Annotated in this window: 15 protein-coding genes; 12 read left to right on the forward strand and 3 right to left on the reverse strand. The window is 62.1% G+C overall.

The features are described from left to right. Positions 1 to 213 precede the first annotated feature (213 nt). The 11 genes from GXP70_RS06645 (at position 214) to GXP70_RS06695 (ending at position 12,570) form a co-directional block, all read left to right on the forward strand. The gene (locus GXP70_RS06645; protein ID WP_162355724.1) at positions 214 to 1,131 is read left to right on the forward strand and encodes a dihydrodipicolinate synthase family protein; all 918 of its coding nucleotides are present in this window, start codon (positions 214 to 216) and stop codon (positions 1,129 to 1,131) included. After that, complete coding sequence (locus GXP70_RS06650) at positions 1,128 to 1,835, forward strand: N-acetylmannosamine-6-phosphate 2-epimerase (protein ID WP_162355725.1); 708 nt, start codon at positions 1,128 to 1,130, stop codon at positions 1,833 to 1,835. Before GXP70_RS06645 ends, GXP70_RS06650 begins: the two co-directional genes overlap by 4 nt. Continuing rightward, on the forward strand, positions 1,832 to 2,776 hold the full coding sequence (locus tag GXP70_RS06655) for an ROK family protein (protein ID WP_162355726.1): 945 nt from the start codon (positions 1,832 to 1,834) through the stop codon (positions 2,774 to 2,776). The genes GXP70_RS06650 and GXP70_RS06655 overlap by 4 nt, the downstream gene beginning before the upstream one ends. Before the next feature lie 145 nt (positions 2,777 to 2,921). Next, positions 2,922 to 4,709, forward strand: a complete 1,788-nt coding sequence (locus GXP70_RS06660; RefSeq protein WP_162355727.1) for a cache domain-containing sensor histidine kinase — start codon at positions 2,922 to 2,924, stop codon at positions 4,707 to 4,709. After that, on the forward strand, positions 4,702 to 6,453 hold the full coding sequence (locus GXP70_RS06665; RefSeq protein ID WP_162355728.1) for a response regulator: 1,752 nt from the start codon (positions 4,702 to 4,704) through the stop codon (positions 6,451 to 6,453). Before GXP70_RS06660 ends, GXP70_RS06665 begins: the two co-directional genes overlap by 8 nt. A 171-nt stretch (positions 6,454 to 6,624) precedes the next feature. After that, a complete protein-coding gene (locus tag GXP70_RS06670; protein ID WP_162355729.1) occupies positions 6,625 to 7,947 on the forward strand; it encodes an ABC transporter substrate-binding protein in 1,323 nt (440 codons plus the stop codon). Between the two features lie 81 nt (positions 7,948 to 8,028). After that, entirely contained in the window at positions 8,029 to 8,922 is an 894-nt protein-coding gene (locus GXP70_RS06675) for a carbohydrate ABC transporter permease (RefSeq protein ID WP_162355730.1), read from the forward strand. A gap of 12 nt (positions 8,923 to 8,934) precedes the next feature. Beyond that, positions 8,935 to 9,771, forward strand: coding sequence for a carbohydrate ABC transporter permease (locus GXP70_RS06680; protein WP_162355731.1), 837 nt, complete (start codon positions 8,935 to 8,937; stop codon positions 9,769 to 9,771). Continuing rightward, positions 9,768 to 10,247 (forward strand): NanQ anomerase/TabA/YiaL family protein, encoded by a 480-nt coding sequence (locus GXP70_RS06685; RefSeq protein ID WP_162355732.1) that lies wholly within the window; start codon positions 9,768 to 9,770, stop codon positions 10,245 to 10,247. The genes GXP70_RS06680 and GXP70_RS06685 overlap by 4 nt, the downstream gene beginning before the upstream one ends. A gap of 27 nt (positions 10,248 to 10,274) precedes the next feature. Further along, positions 10,275 to 11,369 (forward strand): Gfo/Idh/MocA family protein, encoded by a 1,095-nt coding sequence (locus tag GXP70_RS06690; protein WP_162355733.1) that lies wholly within the window; start codon positions 10,275 to 10,277, stop codon positions 11,367 to 11,369. Between the two features lie 109 nt (positions 11,370 to 11,478). Then, a complete protein-coding gene (locus GXP70_RS06695) occupies positions 11,479 to 12,570 on the forward strand; it encodes a serine hydrolase domain-containing protein (RefSeq protein ID WP_162355734.1) in 1,092 nt (363 codons plus the stop codon). Between the two features lie 289 nt (positions 12,571 to 12,859). Here GXP70_RS06695 and GXP70_RS06700 read toward each other — a convergent pair whose 3' ends face one another. From GXP70_RS06700 to GXP70_RS06710, 3 genes are all read right to left on the reverse strand, one after another. Further along, positions 12,860 to 14,065, reverse strand: coding sequence for an MFS transporter (locus tag GXP70_RS06700; protein ID WP_162355735.1), 1,206 nt, complete (start codon positions 14,063 to 14,065; stop codon positions 12,860 to 12,862). Positions 14,066 to 14,134: 69 nt separating this feature from the next. Further along, positions 14,135 to 14,416: an ArsR/SmtB family transcription factor gene (locus tag GXP70_RS06705; protein WP_162355736.1), complete on the reverse strand. Its 282-nt coding sequence runs from the start codon at positions 14,414 to 14,416 to the stop codon at positions 14,135 to 14,137. A 245-nt stretch (positions 14,417 to 14,661) separates the two neighbouring features. Then, positions 14,662 to 15,459, reverse strand: coding sequence for a helix-turn-helix domain-containing protein (locus GXP70_RS06710; RefSeq protein WP_162355737.1), 798 nt, complete (start codon positions 15,457 to 15,459; stop codon positions 14,662 to 14,664). 246 nt (positions 15,460 to 15,705) lie between these two features. Here GXP70_RS06710 and GXP70_RS06715 point away from each other — a divergent pair, with 246 nt between their 5' ends. Beyond that, entirely contained in the window at positions 15,706 to 17,787 is a 2,082-nt protein-coding gene (locus GXP70_RS06715) for an FAD-dependent oxidoreductase (RefSeq protein ID WP_162355738.1), read from the forward strand. The last annotated feature ends 566 nt before the right edge of the window (positions 17,788 to 18,353 follow it).

Genomic DNA, 18,353 nt, shown 5'->3' on the forward strand with positions numbered 1-18,353 from the left:
TCCCGGCTGACGGGAGGAGGTCCTCTTGCTTGTTCGGGATTGACCCCAAGGAGCTGTCAGCCGGTGCGGCGCCCATCAAGCGTTCTCGCGAGCGCGCCCCGAGATGTTCCAAAGATAGTGCGAAAGAAACCGGAAAACGTGAAACGCAATCCCGAAACGGCCGCGCTATACTTGGTTATGCAAGCGGTTACGCAAACCTAGGGAGGGAACATCATGGAACGGAAATTTGAAGGCATCACGATTGCGTTGAACGCGGCTTACGACGAGGCCGGCGAGGTCAGTGTCGAACGGACGAGGCAGCTGGCACGGTTCTACGCGGACAAGGGCGTTGTCGGTTTATATATCGGGGGCAGCACGGGCGAAGGCATTTTGCAGAACGTGGAGGAACGCAAAAGAACGCTGGAGGCCGTGACGGCGGAAGTCGGCAGCGAGCTGACGATCATCGCGCATGTCGGCGCCCCGTCCACCCGCGACAGCGTGGAGCTCGCGCGTCATGCCGAGCAAGCGGGCGCGGCGGCGATATCGGCGGTGCCGTCCATCTACTATCCGCTGTCGGAGACGGCCGTCGAAGCGCATTGGCAGGCGATCGTCGACAGCACGGAGCTGCCGTTCATCATGTACCATATTCCGCTGACGACGGGCTTTCACCTCACGACGCGCCTGCTCGCCAAGATGGCCAAGCAGCCGAAGGTCGCCGGCGTGAAGGTCACGACGATGAGCAGCTACGAGCTGCAGCAGTTCAAAGCGATCGGCGGGGACGGCTTCATGGTGTTTAACGGGCCGGACGAGCAATATTTGGCCGGTAAAATCATGGGCGCGACCGGCGGCATCGGTGGCTCGTACGGCGTCATGCCGGAATTGTTCGTCGGCATCGACCGGTTCATGAACGAAGGCAACGTGGCGCTGGCCCGGAAATGGCAGTTCCGCGTGAACGGCATCATTACGAAGCTGTTGTCGCTGTCCTCCTTCTACGGGGCGTGCAAAGCGATCATCAAGCTGCGCGGCGTCGATATCGGACTTCCGAGAAATCCGATTCCCGCCCTCTCGGAGCAGGAGCTGCCGCAAGCGGTCGAAATCCACGCCGAGATCATGCAAGCGATCGAGGAACTGCGCAAGGATGCGCAATCATGACCGGCGTCATCGACCGGTTGAAAGGCGGGCTTATCGTCTCCTGCCAAGCATTGCCGCATGAGCCGATGCACGGGGCCGGGCATATGGCCGCGATGGCGGCGGCGGCGCTGGAAGGCGGCGCCGCCGGCATTCGCGCCAATTCGCCGCAGGATATCCGGGCCATCCGGGCGCGCGTCGCGGTGCCGATCATCGGCTTGCATAAGGTCGAATACGCCGATTCGCCGGTCTATATCACGCCGACGATCCGCGAGGTCGCGGAAGTCGTCGATGCGGGAGCGGACATCGTAGCGGTCGACGCCACGGAACGGCTGCGGCCCGGCGGGCAGACGCTGAAGCAGTTCTTCGCGGAAGCGAAGGCGCGGTTCCCCGGCATGCTCTTCATGGCCGACGTATCGACCTACGAAGAGGGGATTGCCGCCATCGGCATGGGGTTCGATCTGATATCGACGACGATGTCAGGTTATACGCCCCACAGCGCGCAGCGCCAAGAGCCCGATCTGGAGCTGGTCGGGAAGCTGGCCGCCGCCGCCGCGGGCGCGGCGCCGATCGTGGCCGAAGGCCGGATCGAGACGCCGGACCAACTGCGCGAAGCGTTCGAGCTGGGAGCGTTCGCGGCCGTCGTCGGCTCCGCCATTACGCGGCCGCAGCTGATCGCGCGGCGGTTCGCGAGCGCGATTCCGGACTCGGCGGGGAGAAAGCCATGAACGGGAATCAGGCCCAGCACGCGATCGGCGTCGATATCGGCGGCACGAAAGTGAACATGGGACTGGTCGACCGCGAAGGCCGCATCCTGCTGCAGCGGACCTTCCCCACGCAGGCATCGCTGCCGGGCTTGATGGACCGGCTCATCTCGGGACTGCACGCGTTCATCGCCGATATTCGGGCGGCGGGTTACGCGCACAGCGGCATCGGCGTCGGCACCGCGGGACAGATCGACCCTGCGACAGGCTCGGTGTATGCCTCGTCGGATCTGATCCCGGGCTACGCGGGGACGCGGATTCGGGATCTCTTGTCAGGCGAGTTCGATTGTCCCGTTGCCGTCGACAACGACGTGAACGTCCTTGCGGTCGCGGAGAAGCATTTCGGCGCCGCCAAGGACGAAGCGAATGTCCTGTGCCTGGCAATCGGCACGGGCATCGGGGGCGCCATCCTGATCGACGGCGAACTCGTGCACGGCGCGTTCGGAGGCGCCGGCGAATTCGGGCATCTGTCGGTGGACATGAACGGCCGCGCTTGCATTTGCGGCGGCCGGGGCTGTCTCGAAGCGTACGCTTCCGGGACGAGCATCGCGCGGCTGATGGCGGAACGCTTGAACGAACAAGGGCGTCCCGGCGGCGCTTCGCCGCCGGATGCCCGGGAAGTCGTAGCCGGCTGGCTGGCGGGAGACGAGGATGCCGAGGCCGTCATGGATATCGTCTTCGCCGCGCTCGGAGCGGCGCTGGCCAGCCTCGTCCATGCGTTCAATCCCGGCACGATCGTCATCGGCGGCGGCGTCGCCGACATCGGCCGGCCGTTCTTCGACCGGCTCCAAGTCGAGCTGGAGAGACGGGCCATGCCGTCCATGGGCAGGCATGCGCGCGTATGCCCGTCGTTTCTCGGCAACCGCAGCGCGATGGTCGGGGCCGCGGCCTTGCTTTGGGCATGAAGAATCGCTAACATCGCAAGCGCCGCCGGCATTCGATCGCCGGAGAAGCCGTCCCGCATTCGGGGGCGGTTTCTTCGTTTATCGCGGGCGGCCGCTGCATACGTAGGCGGAAACGCCCGCATAATAAGGCAAAAGGAGGATAAAGGTGAGGGAACGGAAGTTTTGGGGCAAACGGCAATATTCCATCCGGTCCAGCGTCTTTTTTTCCGTCGTTTTCTTCCTCGTCATTCCGTTCGGGTTGACCGTGCTCGTCATCGACCGTCCGATCGAGCAGGCGATCAAAGAAAAGATCGGCGAATCCGCGCAAGGCACGCTGAGCGTCGTCGGCTTGAATCTGGAGCGGCAGATGGACGATATGATGAGCATCGCCGTCAACATCGCCAATGCGCCCGAGACCGCCGAATTGGCGGCTTCGAACGGCGGACTGTCGGATTTTCAAGTGATCGCGTACAAGAACCGGATGTTCGGCAATTACAACACCTCCTACATTACCGAGAGCTATTCTTCCGTCCTGGATCTGCGCGGCCATCTGTACGCGTCCTGGTTCACGCCGCCCGGCAAGTATGCCGAGCTGGCGCGCTCCGCCTGGTTTCAAGCGTTGCTGCGCAGCGACAGCTCCTTCGCATGGCTGCCCGATTCGAGCAATTACACGGCCGCGGACATTCGTCCGCTATTCTCCGTCGCCATGAAAATCAAACCGGACGACGAGCCGACGGGCATCGTGCTCTTCAGCATTACCCAAGCGGACGTCCGCCGGCTGCTGCAATCGCTGCGAGGCTCCGTGCTGATCGTGAACAACGAAGGCCGCGTCATGTACGGCGACGGCGCGAATCCGGTCGGCAGCCGGATCTACGATCGCGTCAGCGGGCTGCAAGGCGCGGGCGATCAAGGAAGCCTCGTCGCGGAGACGGGAGGCGTCAAGAACATCGTATTCTATCGCGCGATTCGCAATAACGGCTGGAAGGTCGTGCAGATCGTGCCGTACGATGAGCTGTTCAAACAGATTTCGCAGCTGCGCAAAATCAATTTTCTTCTGATCAGCTTGATATTCATCGCGTTCTCCGTCGTGTCGCTGCTGTTCAGCTTCCAGATCACGAAGCCGCTCAACCGGCTGAACAAGAAAATGAGCGACGTGGAGCGCAATCCGTTCGCGCCGGAGCTCGAGGTCAAGGGGCCGAGGGAAATCGCCTCCCTGATGCGTACCTTCAACAAGATGACGATTCGCATCCTGGAGCTGATCCGCCGGCTGGAGCAGGAATACGAGAAGCGGGAGGAGCTGCGGTTCCGGGCGCTGCAGTCGCAGATCAATCCGCACTTCATCCTGAACACGCTCAACAACATCAAGTGGATGGCCTATCTCAGGCAGAACGGCGACGTCGCGGACATGCTGAGCAGCTTGGGCGCGATCATGGAGATGAGTCTCGGCAAGGGCGGAAGCCTGATCGCGCTGCGCGAGGAAGTCCGGTATATCGACCACTACATTACGCTGCAGAAAATCAAATACAACGACAAGCTGACGGTGACGTACGAGATTCCCGAATCGCTGCTGGACGCGGAGGTCATCAAGTTCATGCTGCAGCCGGTCGTGGAGAACGCCATCTATCACGGCATCGAGCCGATGCACGGCAAAGGGGAGATCCATATCGCCGCGAAGGCGACGGAGGGCCATCTCGTGCTTGCCGTCCAAGACAACGGGATCGGCATGGACGAAGCCAGGCTGGCCGGGCTTCGCAGGTCGCTGCAGGAATCGGGCGGCGAGGATAATAATCGCCATGACCGGATTGGCATGGCGAACGTACAACAGCGGATTCAGCTGCAATACGGCTACGGTTACGGACTTCAGGTCGAGCGGGCGTCCGGCGGCGGAACGCTCGTCACGTTCGTTCTCCCGTATCGCCTGCATGTCGGAGAAGGAGGCGGAGACGATGCTTAAAGTGATGATCGTCGACGATGAAATGCTGGTCCGCGTCGGTCTGAGGACGCTGATCGACTGGGAGTCGTTAGGATTCGTCTGCTCCGCGGACGCGGCCGACGGCCTGGAAGCGATGGAGCGCATAGCGGCGGAGCCGCCGGATCTGATCCTGACGGATATCGTCATGCCGCGCATGAACGGACTTCGGCTGATCGAGGAGGTACGGGCGCGCTATCCGTCGATTCGTTTCATCGTGCTCAGCACCCATACGGATTACGAGTACGTGCGCAAAGCGATGAAATCGGGCGCGGACGACTATATCCTGAAGGCGTCCATGAAGCCGCAGGACCTCGCCGCGCTCATCGGGGAGGCGGGGGCCAAGATCCGGAACGAACGCATGGAGCTCGCGATGGACAAGTCGTCCGGGGAGGATGCGTCCCGTCTGGCGCAGTTCATGGCGCTGCTGGACGGAGCGGCGACCGGCGCGGCGACCGGCGTGGCTAGCTTGAGCGGCCCGGCTAGCCCGACTGGCTCGGCTAGCTCGAACCCGGCTGGCTTGTCTAACCCGGCTTACTCGGCTTACCCGGCAGCGCAGGCTGCCCTGTCGGCCTTGTTCGCGACGCCTCCGGATGCCGACCATCCTTGCCTGCTGATGGCGATTCGCGTTCATCGGGATTCCGCCGAGGAGGGGGAGGACACGCAGGCGCACCGTTCCCTCGCCGGACTGGCCGAGCAGCAGCTGCGAAAATGGCCGGACAGCCGCCTGATCCGGCTTGCGCCGAGTAGACTGGCGGTGCTGCTGCCGCTGGCGGAAGGGTGCTCCGAGCAGCGCGGGCAAGCCGGCCGGACAGGCGAAGCCGATCCGAATGGCGAAGCCGCCCGGAATGCGCGCGCCGCCCTGGAGCTGGGGGAAGCCATCATCTCGGCGGCGCGCAGGTTTCTCGATCTGACGGCAAGCGTCGGGATCAGCGCGCCGATGATATCGCCCGCCGAGGTCAAGCGCGCCTACGACGAGGCGAAGCGCGCAAGCCGGTTAAGCTTCTACAAGGGCAAGGGACGCGTGTATGCGTGGCGGGACGAGCCGTTCGCCCCCGCCACTCGGGCCGTCTTCGCGAAAGCCAGGGAAGACGAGCTGACGGGCTATCTGGCTCGCAACGACGAGGAGATGATCCGCGCGTCCGTGACCGGCTTGATCGACGAGCTGAGGGAAGCGCAAATGCCCGTCAAGGAGACGCTCAAGGTATGCCTCGACATCGCGCATTGCATGCTGCGCGCATGCAAGCAGTACGGCTTCGAGATGACGAGCGACTTCCAGGACGGCGCGGCGGAGATGCCGATCTACGAACGGGTGCTGTCCTTCGAAACGCTGAGTGAGCTGGAAGACTGGTTCCTGTCGTTCATTTCTTTATATAGCGAGCATGTGAAAGAAATCAAACGCAACACGTTCCGGGAGGAAATCGGGCGGCTCGTCGACTATGTCCGGGTCAACTACCGCGAGGATCTGTCGCTCAAGAGCGCGGCGAAGATCGTCAACATGAGCGAGAGCTATCTCAGCTACGTGTTCAAGAAAGAGACGGGAACGGGGTTCTCCGAGTACGTCAATCAAGTCCGGGTGGACGCGGCCTCCGTCCTGCTCAAGGAAACGGATCTGCCGAGCTACCAGATCGCGGAGACCGTCGGCTACGACAACATCAATTATTTCGGCCGGGTATTCAAGCGGCTGACGGGCATTACGCCGAGCCAATATCGTTCGCGGTACGAATGACGAAACGGCTTTCGTCACGGGATCGTGAACGTTGACCGGAAGAATGTGAACGCTCTCATAACGGCATAAGAAAGTGAACATTAGCCGCGATATCGTTCCTTATCGCACTCCCGAACCGGCGGTACAATTGTAAATGTTAGCGATTACAACAAGACAAGGGAGAGGGTTCGATTGAAGAAAGCGATCCTGGCGGGACTGACGACGGTGCTTGCGACAGGTCTTCTGTACGGCTGCGGCAGCTCGAACGAGAACGGCGCGGGCAGCGGCTCGAATGCCAACGACGCCGAGAAGGTAGAACTGAAATGGTGGGTCAAGCAGGACGAGGAAGCCATCGGCGGCTGGTACGACAAGGTCATCGCCGGCTTCCAGAAGGACAACCCGAACGTCACGATAAAAAAAGAAGTGGTGCCTTCGGACAACATCAACGAGAAAATAAGCATCGCCGCGAACACGAACCAACTGCCAGACATCGAGCAGGGCTCGTTTTTCTGGCCGCTGTCCTACGCGTCCAAGGACCTGCTCGTTCCGCTCGACGACGCCATCGATAAGGACGACTTCGACAGCGCCGTGCTGGATGCCGTCTCCGTGAACGGCAAGACGTACATTTCACCGAACAGCGTCGCGACGATCGGACTGATCGTCAACAAGGATATGTTCAAGGCGAAAGGCGCGCTCGACCTGCTGCCGAAGAACATGTCGTTCTGGACGACCGACCAGTTCATGAAGGCGGCCAAAGCGGTCACCGATCCGGCGAAAGGCCAGTACGGCTACGCGATGTACGCCGCGGATACCGGCGGCGATCAAGCGCATCATGCGATGCTGTGGGGCTTCGGCGCCAAAACGTTCAGCGACGACAACAAGACGGCCACGCTCAATTCGCCGGAGGGCGTCGAGGGCCTGCAATTCCTCGTGAGCCTCTTCGACGCCAAGGTCGTGCCTCCCGGCGCGGCGGGGCTGAAGGCGACCGAGGTCATCAACAAGATGTTCCCGGCCGGCCAGATCGGCATGACGATGGGCAACGTCGGCCATCTCGGCATCTTCGAGCAGGCGTTCAAGGAAGGCAACGGAACGAAGTTCGACATGGATCTCGTGCCGTTCCCGTCGAAGGACGGCAAGAGCACGAACACCGCGTTGTTCGGCGACGGCATGTGGGTATGGAACACGGGCAACCGGACCAAGATGGACTGGGCCAAGAAGTTCGTGGCGTACGCCAACAGCAAAGAGAGCGTCGAGGACTTCGCGAAGCTTCCGTCCGTGATCTCGCCTAGAAAATCGCTCGCGCATCTGTACGCCGAGGACTCCTTCCAAGGCAAATCGATCAAGCTGCTGCCGTACGTCGGCAACATCGGACTCGGCGTCCCGGGCTATCCGGAGACGCGGGCTGCCTTCTTCCCTGCCTTGCAGGCCGCGTTCACGAAGGTGAAAACGCCGAAGCAGGCGCTGGACGATTGGACGGCCAAAGCGAACGAAATCATCGCCCGCAACGCGAAGTAAACCCGGTTTGGCAACGTCCGCGAGGCAGCCGCCCAGGCTGCCCGCGCGGGCGGATCTTTCTCAAGAAAAGGAGCTGACATCATGAGACGAATCGGTTCCCTGCCCGTCGCCGGGCTGCGAAACCATGCGCCGGGCCTGCTATTCATCGCTCCTTTCGCCGTTCTCTTCCTGCTGTTCGAGGTATATCCGCTCTTGAACGCGCTTTACCTCAGCTTGTTCGATTACGGGCTTGGACGCAAATCCTGGGCTGGCCTGAGCAATTATACGTACCTGCTGCACGATCATGTTTTTCTCGTCTCCGTCGCGAACACGTTCGGGTTCGTCATCGGCTCCGTGCCGGTCGTCCTGGTCTTCTCGTTGTTCGCGGCCCTGCTTATTTTCAACAAAAACAAGCATTTGGCCTCGTTCTTCCGCGGCGCGTTCTACCTGCCGCTCGTCACGTCGCAGGTCATTCTGTCGATCGTTTGGGCTTGGATCTACAATCCGGTGAACGGCGTAGCGAACTATGCGCTATCGCTCGCGGGGATGGAGCCGGTCGCGTGGCTGGCCGACGGCCGTTTCGCCTTGGGGGCGCTGATCGTGGTGGTCATCTCCTTCAACGTGGGACAGCCGATCGTGCTGCTGCTCGCGGCGCTCGGCAATATTTCGCCCGACTATTACGAAGCCGCGGACATCGACGGGGCCTCGCCGGCCCGCAAGTTCTGGCATATCACGCTGCCGCTGCTGAAGCCGACGCTGCTGTACGTCATGGTCATGGCGACGATCTGGGCCTTCCAGACGTTCGTCGTCGTGCAGATGCTGACCGGGGGCGGTCCGAATTATAAGACGTCCACCGTCATGTACTTGCTCTACAACACGGCATTCGTGTACGGCCAGCTTGGCCTTGCCTCGGCGATGGGCGTCGTCATCGCGGTGCTGATCGCCATCGTGGCCGCGCTGCAATTCAAATTGATGCGAACGAATCTGGACGGATAGGAGGAGGAGCCGATGACCATGAAACCCATGCTGGACCGTACGTTGAAAATCGCCGCGAACGTCGTGCTGTACGTCGCCGCGGGGCTGTTTATTTTCCCGCTCTACTGGATGGCGACCGGTTCGTTCAAGAACCAGACCTCCTCCCTGAAGTTCCCGCCGGAGCTCTTCCCGAGCTCCCCGGTGCTGGCCAATTACCGCAATCTGATCAAGGCAGGGGACGTCTTCTATTGGCTGTTCAACAGCGTCTTCGTCTCCACGGTCGCGAGCTTCCTGATCTGCCTGATCTGCGCGATGGCGGGGTATGCCTTGACGAAACGCAAGTTCGCCGGCGCTTCCGCCGCTTTCGGGATCATCGTTATCGCGATGTTCATACCGAAGCAGATTACGCTCGTGCCGCTCTTCTCGATGATGCGCGGCCTGGGCCTCGTCAACCATCTCTCGAGCGTCATCCTGCCGCTGCTGGCGCTGCCGTTCGGCGTGTTTCTCATGAAGCAATTCAGCCAAGCGGTACCGACGGAGCTGCTCGAAGCCGGAAAAATCGACGGCTGCACGGAGATCGGATTGTTCTTCCGGATTTTCCTGCCGATCGTGAAGCCCGCGACCGGGGCGCTGGCCATCTTCGCGTTCACGACGGTCTGGAACGACTATCTCTGGCAGCTGATCATGCTCAGCGGGCCGCATAAAATGACGATCAACGTCGGCATCTCCTCGTTGATTTCGGAATACAACGCGCAATACGGGCTGCAGATGGCCGCGGCCACGATCGGGTTCATCCCGGTATTCATCGTGTTCATCGCGTTCCAGAAGCATTTCGTCAAAGGCATCACGCTCGGAGGGGTGAAAGGATGATTATCGGGAACATCGGGCAATTGGACGCGGATCGCGCGTTTCTGCATCCCGCCTTGGTACGGGCGCTGGAAGAATTGCGAAGCGGGGCTTGCGCCGATCCTGCCGCGAACGGGCGTCATGACATCCTGGGGGGCGAGATGTACGTTATCGTATCCGAGGTTTGCGGCTCGCCGTCGGAGGAGAAGCCGTTCGAACGGCACGAGCGCTATATCGACATCCACTACGTGTTGGCAGGGAGCGAAACGATCGGCTGGCTGCCATTGGCCGAGGGCGGCGCGCCTTATGCGGACGAGCTTGACGCGAGCGATTACGCCCTGTACCTTCCGCAAGGCTCCGAAGCATACGAGCTTCCGCTGCGCGCCGGCCAATACGCGGTCATGTTCCCGCATGATTTGCACCGGCCCGGCAACACGGGCGGAGCGATCGCGCGCAAAGCGGTCGTCAAACTGCATGTCGATTTGTTTGCGGTTCGATAGAATACAACGATAGGGAGATGGAGAACAATGAAAGAACTGGGCTTCGGCATCGTCGGCTGCGGTTATTTCGGGGCGGAGTTCGCCGCGATACTTAGCGATATGGAAGGCGCGAGGCTGGTCGCGGTCCAAGGCGGGAGCGGGGCTTCCGCCAAGGCCGTCGCCGAACGGCATGGCTGCTTATACATCGAGGAACTGGAGGCGCTGTGCCAGCATCCGGATATCGACGTCGTCTTGGTCGTCAGTCCGAACCATTATCATAAGGAACCGGTGCTGCTGGCCGCGCGGAACAAGAAGCACGTGTTCTGCGAGAAGCCGATCGCGCTGTCGCTGGCGGACTGCAAGGAGATGGTCGCGGCCTGCCGCGAAGCCGGCGTGCTCTTCATGGCCGGGCATATCCTGCATTTCATGCATGGCATCCGCAAGGTAAAGGGCATGATCGCGGACGGCGTCATCGGCAAGCCGATCGTGGCGCACGGGGAACGTACCGGATGGGAAAACAAGCAGCAGACGGTCAGCTGGAAGAAGAAGAAGGAAATGTCCGGCGGCCATCTGTTTCACCATATCCACGAGCTGGACATCATTCAATCCATTATGGGTCCGGCCGAGCGCGTCGCGATGAGCGGAGGGAATCTGGCTCACCAAGGCGAAGGCTTCGGGGACGAGGAAGACGTGCTGATGCTCAGCCTGGAGTTCCCGGGCGGCGCCGTGGGCACGATGCAATACGGCTCGGGCTTCCATTGGGGCGAGCACTATGTGAAAATCAACGGCACGCTCGGCGCGTTGTACTTGGATTTCAAGGATTCCCGCATCTTGGTGCGGAAGGACGACCGGGTCATCGCGTACGACATGCACGAGACGCCGGAAGAGAACGAGGAGCGCCGAGCGCAATACGTCAAGCTGGAGGGCGGCATCGTATACGGCAATCCGTCGGTCCGGCCGCCGCTCTTCATCCGCAAGGCGATGATCGCCGAGATGGTTTTCCTGCGCGACGCCATTCTCGGCGCGGAAATTCCGGCGGAGTGGGCGGGACTGCTGGACGGTTCCGCGGCGCTCGGATCCGTGGCGACGGCCGAGACGGCGGACCGCGCGCTGCAGGCGGGAGCTTGGATGGCGCCGGCGTAAGAAGCGGGCGGAAAAAGCCGGAGGATTGGGCATTGTAGCCCATTCAAGCAGGATGATATGATGAACAGGTCTAACGGTTCATATCATGCTGAGAAGGAGCTCTTATCCAATGAAAGACATCCAGCAGCACATGCAAGCGTTTCTCGAACGAATGGTCGACGAGGGCAGGGAACGGGGCGTTCAGCTCGCCGCTTATTACGAGGGGCAATTGATCGTGGACGCTTCCGCCGGCATCGCGGATCGGCGCACGGGACAAGCGGTGGACGGCAGCACGATTTTTCCCGTATTCTCCACGACCAAGGGCATTGCTTCGACAGTGCTCCATCATGTCATGGAACGGCAAGGGACCGATTACGACCTGCGGATTGCCGAGCTGTGGCCGGAGTTTGGCGTGCATGGGAAAGAGCGGGCTACGATTCGTCATGCGCTCAGCCATACGACCGGCATCCCGCATATGCCGGAAGGCGTAGGGCTAGCCGAGGTCGTCGATTGGGACCGGATGACGGCGGAAACGGCTAAGCTCGTTCCCCAATGGCCGCCGGGAGAGCGGATGGAATACCATGCGATTACGTTCGGCTGGATCGTCGGAGAGATTGCCAGCCGGTTGGACGGCAGGCCTTTCGCGCGCATTCTGAAGGAGGACATTTGCGATCCGCTCGGCATTCAGGCCGAGCTGTTCGTCGGGATTCCGGAGGAAGCGGAAGCTCGCGTTGCTTTCTTGGAGGAACCGGGCTTCGATCCGTCCGCGTTCCCGGCGACGGGCCTGCAGGCGATTCCGGCTTGGATCTGTCCGCTCGCCGATTGGATGAACCGCTCGGACGCGAGGCGCGCATGCGTGCCGGCCAGCAACGGCATCATGTCGGCGCGGGCGATCGCGAAGCATTACGCGGCGCTGCTGCAGGACGGAGCGGATGGCATCCGGCTGCTGCCGGAATCCCGCATCCGACTGGCGACCGCGCTGCAAGACCTGCCGAATCAGGAACCCCAGTACAAAGGCTTGGGCTATCAGGTGGGATCCCCCGGCTCCATTATGGGCGGCGCTTCCGCGTTCGGTCATGGCGGATACGGAGGATCCAACGGTTTCGCCGATCCGGAACGGCGGCTGGCGGTCGCATACGTCAATAATCTCTATACGCCCCAAAGCGCGGGCACGGCTATCATTCATGAATTGAAGAAGGAGCTTGGCATCGCGATCGATTAACGAACGCATAACGAACGCTTACCGAACGCCAAGCAAACGGGCGGTTCTCCGCTGCTGCTGACAGCAGCGGGAGAATCGCCCGTTTATTCGTCATTATGCAAGAATAGTTGAAGCCGCTCCGTCGCAGCTTGACGTCGATGCCAGGCGCCGCCCAAGCCGTTGGTTCATTGGTTGTTCCTTCGGCGTCGGGAGCTCCACGGGCTTGCAAGCACCGGCAGAGCGGCCGGTCATTATTGAGCCGAGCTGATAATCAAGCGGCGTCCTGCGCAAGCAGCAGCAAGACTGATGCTTAGGCGCTCGCTTTGTTCTCTTGCGTCTCTTCCTTCCTCGGCAGCCTGCCGCCTGCGCCGGCGCGGAAGTAGCCGAAGGCTCCGGCGGCCATCGCTGCGGCGACGGCGACGCCGGCGGCGCCGATCCAGGTAATGGCGGTCAGCGAGCTTCCCTCCACGATAACGCCGCCGATGCCGGCTCCGGCCGCCATGGCGAACTGCAGGACGGAGCTGTTCAGGCTGAGCATGATGCTCGTCGCGCCGGGAGCCAGCGTGATGAGATGGTACTGCTGCGTCGGGCCGGACGACCAAGCGGAGAACGACCATAGCATGAGCAGGGGGAACATGAGCGACGGCGAATGGGCGGCGAAGGAAATGACGATGAGCCATACGGCGTGCAGGAGCATGCCGCCGACCAGCGTCGGCCGGTAGCCCCACTTGTCGGTGGCGTACCCGCCGAGCTGGGAGCCGATCAGGCTGGCGACGCCGAAGGCGAAGAGCGCGATGCTGACGGTGCCGCCGCTCATGCCGGTAATGTCCAGCAAGAACGGAGACATATAGGTGTAGGCGATGGCGTACCCGCCGATCCAGAAGAACGTAATGCCGAGACCGACGGCGATCTTGGGATTCTTAAGCAGCAGCAGCTGCTGGCGAAGCGGCACGGGCAGCTCGTTGTCCGTCTTCGGAATGGCGGTCGCGATGAGCAACAGCGCGAACAGGCCGAGAAGCGCGATGGCGCCGAAGACCGCTTTCCAATCATAGACGGAAGCGGCAAGGCGGCCGAGGGGCACGCCGACGATGAGAGCGGTGCTGAAGCCCATGACGAGCGTCGCGATGGCGCTGCCCTGTTTCTCGGGCGGAGCCAGCTTGGAAGCGACCGTCAGCGCCGTGACGACGAATACGCCGCTGCTGAGCGCCACGATGATGCGGGATACGATGAGGGCGCCGAAGCCCGGAAGCACGAAGGCGGCGGCGTTGCCGAGGACGAATACCGCCAGCGCATAGAGCATGAGCCGCTTGCGGTCGACGCGGGATGCGGCCGCCATGAGGAACGGCGTACCGAATCCGTACGCCAGGGAAAACACCGTGATCAATTGACCGGCTGCGGCCACCGAGACGCCGATATCGGACGATACTTGATCCAGGATGCCCGCGATGATGAATTCCGACGTGCCGACAAGAAAACTTACGATGGCCAGCATATATATTTTCAATGTGGTAGACATTCTCTCCAGCTCCCTTAGTCAAGCTATTTTTATATTTCTAAATTTATCGAAACAAAGAACGAAAAAAGGCTACCCCAGCAAATAAGGGGCGTATTTCCGCGCGACTTCCTTGTTGACGCTGTAATAAATGTACGTGCCGTCCTTGCGCAGCGAGAGCAGTCCGCAATCCGTGAGCTGCTTCAAGTGATGGGACAGCGTGGAGCCGGCGACGGATTCGAGCTTGCTTCCGATATCCGAGCAGCAGAGCGTCTTCTCTTCCGTAAGCAGCATCGCTATTTTGATCCGGGTCGGTTCACCGAGCGCTTTGTACACCTTCACCGCTTGTTTGATCTCCTCGTTGTCCTCGACCATGGGTTCCCACCGCCTTTTCGCCATTATTTCGATATGTGTTGAAATATACCATGCCCAGGCATCGCATGTAAATAGGTCGCGTTAAATTTCGCGAATAAGCGCCATATTGTCGTCATCGATAAGGCATCACGGTGCGCGTACCGCTCGTTGACAGAAACGGCACGCGAGCGCCGCGATTGCGAGACAAGCGGAATGTTTGCCGAAGGGGCGCGCACTTTGAAAGTCTCGAGTCAGGCCGGCTTCCATTACAAGCGGTTCCGTCTGCGGTATTCGGAGGGCCGCGCGCCTTCCGCGTCGTGGAACACCCGGCTGAGGTAGGAGCCGCTGTCGTAGCCGCACAGTCCGGCGATATGGTCGAGCGTATAATCCGTATGGATCAGCAGCTGTTTGGCCCTGCTCAGCCTGAGCGCGTTCACGTGCTGCTGCGGCGTCATGCCGTAGGCTGCCTTGAACCGCTTGGTCATGACGGTGCGGCTCATGCTCGCGCCGGCGGCGATGTCTTGCAGCCGGCCGTCATCGAAGGCGCGGGCTTCGATCTCGCGGCGCACCGCCTGCATCGTCGAATCGGGCGGAGCCGAAGCGGCCTGCAGCCGATCCTCCAGCTCTTCCTGCAGCTGCAGCCACAGGTCGCTCAAGCCGTGGCACAGCCGAAGCGCGGACATGGCGTCGCGCCTGCCGGAGACGGCCGCGATACGGCGGAGGTTCGCATAATGGCGCTTCGTGTCCCGGACGGCGAAGCGATAGGGGCCGCCCGAACCGAATTCGCGCGGCGTCGGGAGCAGCGCCTCTCCGGAAGTCGGCTGCACGCCCGCATAATGGAGCGTGAGCGGAGCAAGCGCCTCCCGCCTGACGTCGATGCCGGGCGGGCAGACGATGACGTCGCCCGGCACGGCGGTCCCTTCGATACCCGCAATCCGATACCGGAAATGGCCGTGGGTAAGCGCGAACAGCAGCCAATGGTCGTCATCCCGCCCGATCGGCAGCACGAAGCGGGGTTTATTGACCGAATAATGGTGAAAGCCGACCTGCAGCGGATATTCCATCGGGACACGCTCCTTATCAAGCTCGATAGGAAAAGTGTAACGTCCGGGGCGGAGAATTACAAAAGGTTTTCAGGCGTATGGACAGGCAGGAGAGGGAGACGCGGCATGCATCGACGGAACTCACCGTACAACCCTGCGCTTGTAACAAGTGAGCTGGCACAAAAGTGCATCGATTAAACGATTTTCTGCATCGTGACTGGATTTCGCAGCGTGTATAATAGGCGCAAACGTTCAGGAGGCGATGAGATGATAACGGATCGGCACTATGAAATCATCGTATACGGCGCCACGCCGGGCGGCATCGGAGCGGCCGTTGCCGCCGCGCGCAGAGGCAGGCGCACGCTGCTGCTCGAGCCGTCGCCATACATAGGGGGCATGATGACGAGCGGGCTCGGACGCACGGACATCGATTGGCTCGATGCTTCGGGCGCGATTTACCGCGAGTTCGCGCACCGCGTGGAAGCCCATTACACGGCGCAATACGGAACCGCTTCACCCGAGGCGGAAGCGTGCAACCGCGGGATGTTCTTCGAACCGTCGGTCGCGCGCGCGATTCTGGAGGACATGCTCGCGGCGGAAAGCCGCCTGACGCTGGTGCGCCGCTCGGAGCTTTTGTCCGCCGAGGCCGTTGACGGCCGGCTGACCGCAATCGCGATTGAGACGGAAGCAGGGGAAGGGGAATGGCAGGGCCGGAGCGCATTGTCCGCGGATGTGTTCATCGACGGCACCTACGAAGGGGATCTGGCGGCGATGGCCGGAGTTCCTTATGAGGTCGGACGGGAATCGCGGGACGAATGGAACGAAGAGTACGCCGGCGTGCTCTATATGAATTTCGGCCCGTCCAAGGAAGTGCTTCCGGGCAGCACCGGCGAAGGCGACGACCGGATCCAGGCTTACAATTACCGCTTGTGCCTGACCGACGTGCCGGAGAACCGGGTTGCCCCGGGCAAGCCGGCTTCGTATAACCGAGAGGAATACGCCAGCCTTAGCGTCGACGCGGCAGAGGGGAGAGTCCGCTCGATCCGCGATGTGCTGAATATTTTGCCGGTGCCGGGCGGGAAGACGGATACGAATAACCATCATTACTGCATGTGCTCGAGCGATCTGCCGGAGGAGAACGGCACCTACCTGGAAGGCGGGCGAGAGGAACGCCAGAGGGTACGGGACCGCCATCGCCATTATTACCAAGGGCTGCTCTGGTTCCTTCAGCATGACGAGTCGCTTCCGGAAGCGTTTCGCGAGGACGCGCAGCGCTGGGGGTACGCGGCGGACGAGTTCGCGGATACGGACAATTTCCCGCCGCAATTGTACGTCCGGGAGGGCAGACGCATCCTCGGCGAATACCGGTTCACCGAGAACGACGCCCGCCTCGCTCCGGGACTCGGCCGCTCGCCGATTCATGCGGACAGCGTTGCGGTAGGCGCCTACGCGATCGATTCCCATGCGACGCGCAAGCGCGAGGCCGCGGGGCGGAACGTCGCGCTCGAAGGCTTCCTCGGGCTTGGCTGGCTGACGGAGGTGTACCAAATTCCGTACGGCGTCATGGTCCCGCTCGGCGTCGACGGGCTGCTCGTGCCGGTGGCGGTGTCGGCGACGCATATGGGTCTCGGCACGATCCGGATGGAGCCCTGCTGGATGCAGCTCGGCTATGCGGCGGGCGTCGCCGCCGACCTGGCGATCGCCGGCGGCGCCGCGCCGCGCGACATCCCGATCGACAATCTGCAGGACGAACTGCTCGCCGCCGATCAGCTGATCGGGTTCTACCGCGATATCGACGCGTCGGGCCTGATGGGCAAAGCGATCCAATATTTCGGAGCCAAGGGCGCTTTCCGCTCGTACGAAGCGCGGCCGGACGAGCCGCTCACGGTCGAGCGGGCTTCCGCGCTGCTCGCGCTGGCCCGCCTGCTTCCGGGCGGCTCGCGCTTCCCGGCACTGCCCGCCGCCGGCGCGGTCCTGCCCGCGGGAGCGGACATGGGGCCGCGGCTGCCGCGGGAAGAGCCGTCGCCCGCCGCGTATTGGCAGCGGCACCCGCTGCTGACGCAAGGGCTTGCCGGCCGCTGGCTGCAGGCGGCCGGGAGGGCGCTGTCCGCCGGCACGGCAGGAGCGGCCGGCGGCAGCGTGAGCGCCTCCGCCGCGGCGCGCGCGAGCAGCCCGGCGGCCGCGTGGCTGCGCACGGACAGCGCGGCTGCGGCCGAAGGCGGCCCGTCCGCGTCCGGCGGCGCCGGGGAAGCCGCCCCGGCCGTATCGGTCGGCGAATGGTGCGCCCTGCTGTACGGCCTGCTGCTTGAGGCGCGGCGAGCCGGTTCGTCGGGATCCGGCGGCAGATAAGCGCGCCGGGCGCCTAGCAGCGAGCCCGGGCATGAGGCCGGAGCTGACCGGCCGCAAGGCTGCGAAGCAGGAATAGATACGAAAGGCGCCTGTCCCGTTCCCGGGGCAGGCGCCTTTCGTTTTTCGTTGCGGCCGGAAGAAGCGGCGGCGCCTTGGCGATTCGCCAGGAATCGCCTGCCGAGACTTGCGGCGCTGGCCCCGGATTCATCATCGCAGCGTCTCCGTTATTTTCATGCCTGCACAGGCTTTTGTCGAGCTCGTCTTCCCGCCTATGCCGCAAGGAAATTGCCATTAATTAATGACGACGGCCGCAGGCGGACATGAAACTTTCCGCCGTTATCATTCGTCGTATTGAATGACTGGACTTTCTGGGCGTACATGACGTTTCTAAAGACGCCGGATGCGGGCGAAGCGCGGCAGGATTTGGCTATATTGTGGCCGTTCCTTGACCAGGCAGGAACGGACGCGCGCGCCTAGAAATAAATAAGTTAGCCATAATCGAAGGAGATAGAACCGGCATCGCGGCAAGGCGTTCGGCGCCGGTTCAACCGTTTCAAAGGAGTGCT

The organism is Paenibacillus lycopersici, assembly GCF_010119935.1.
In the GTDB taxonomy this organism is placed as follows: domain Bacteria; phylum Bacillota; class Bacilli; order Paenibacillales; family Paenibacillaceae; genus Paenibacillus_Z; species Paenibacillus_Z lycopersici.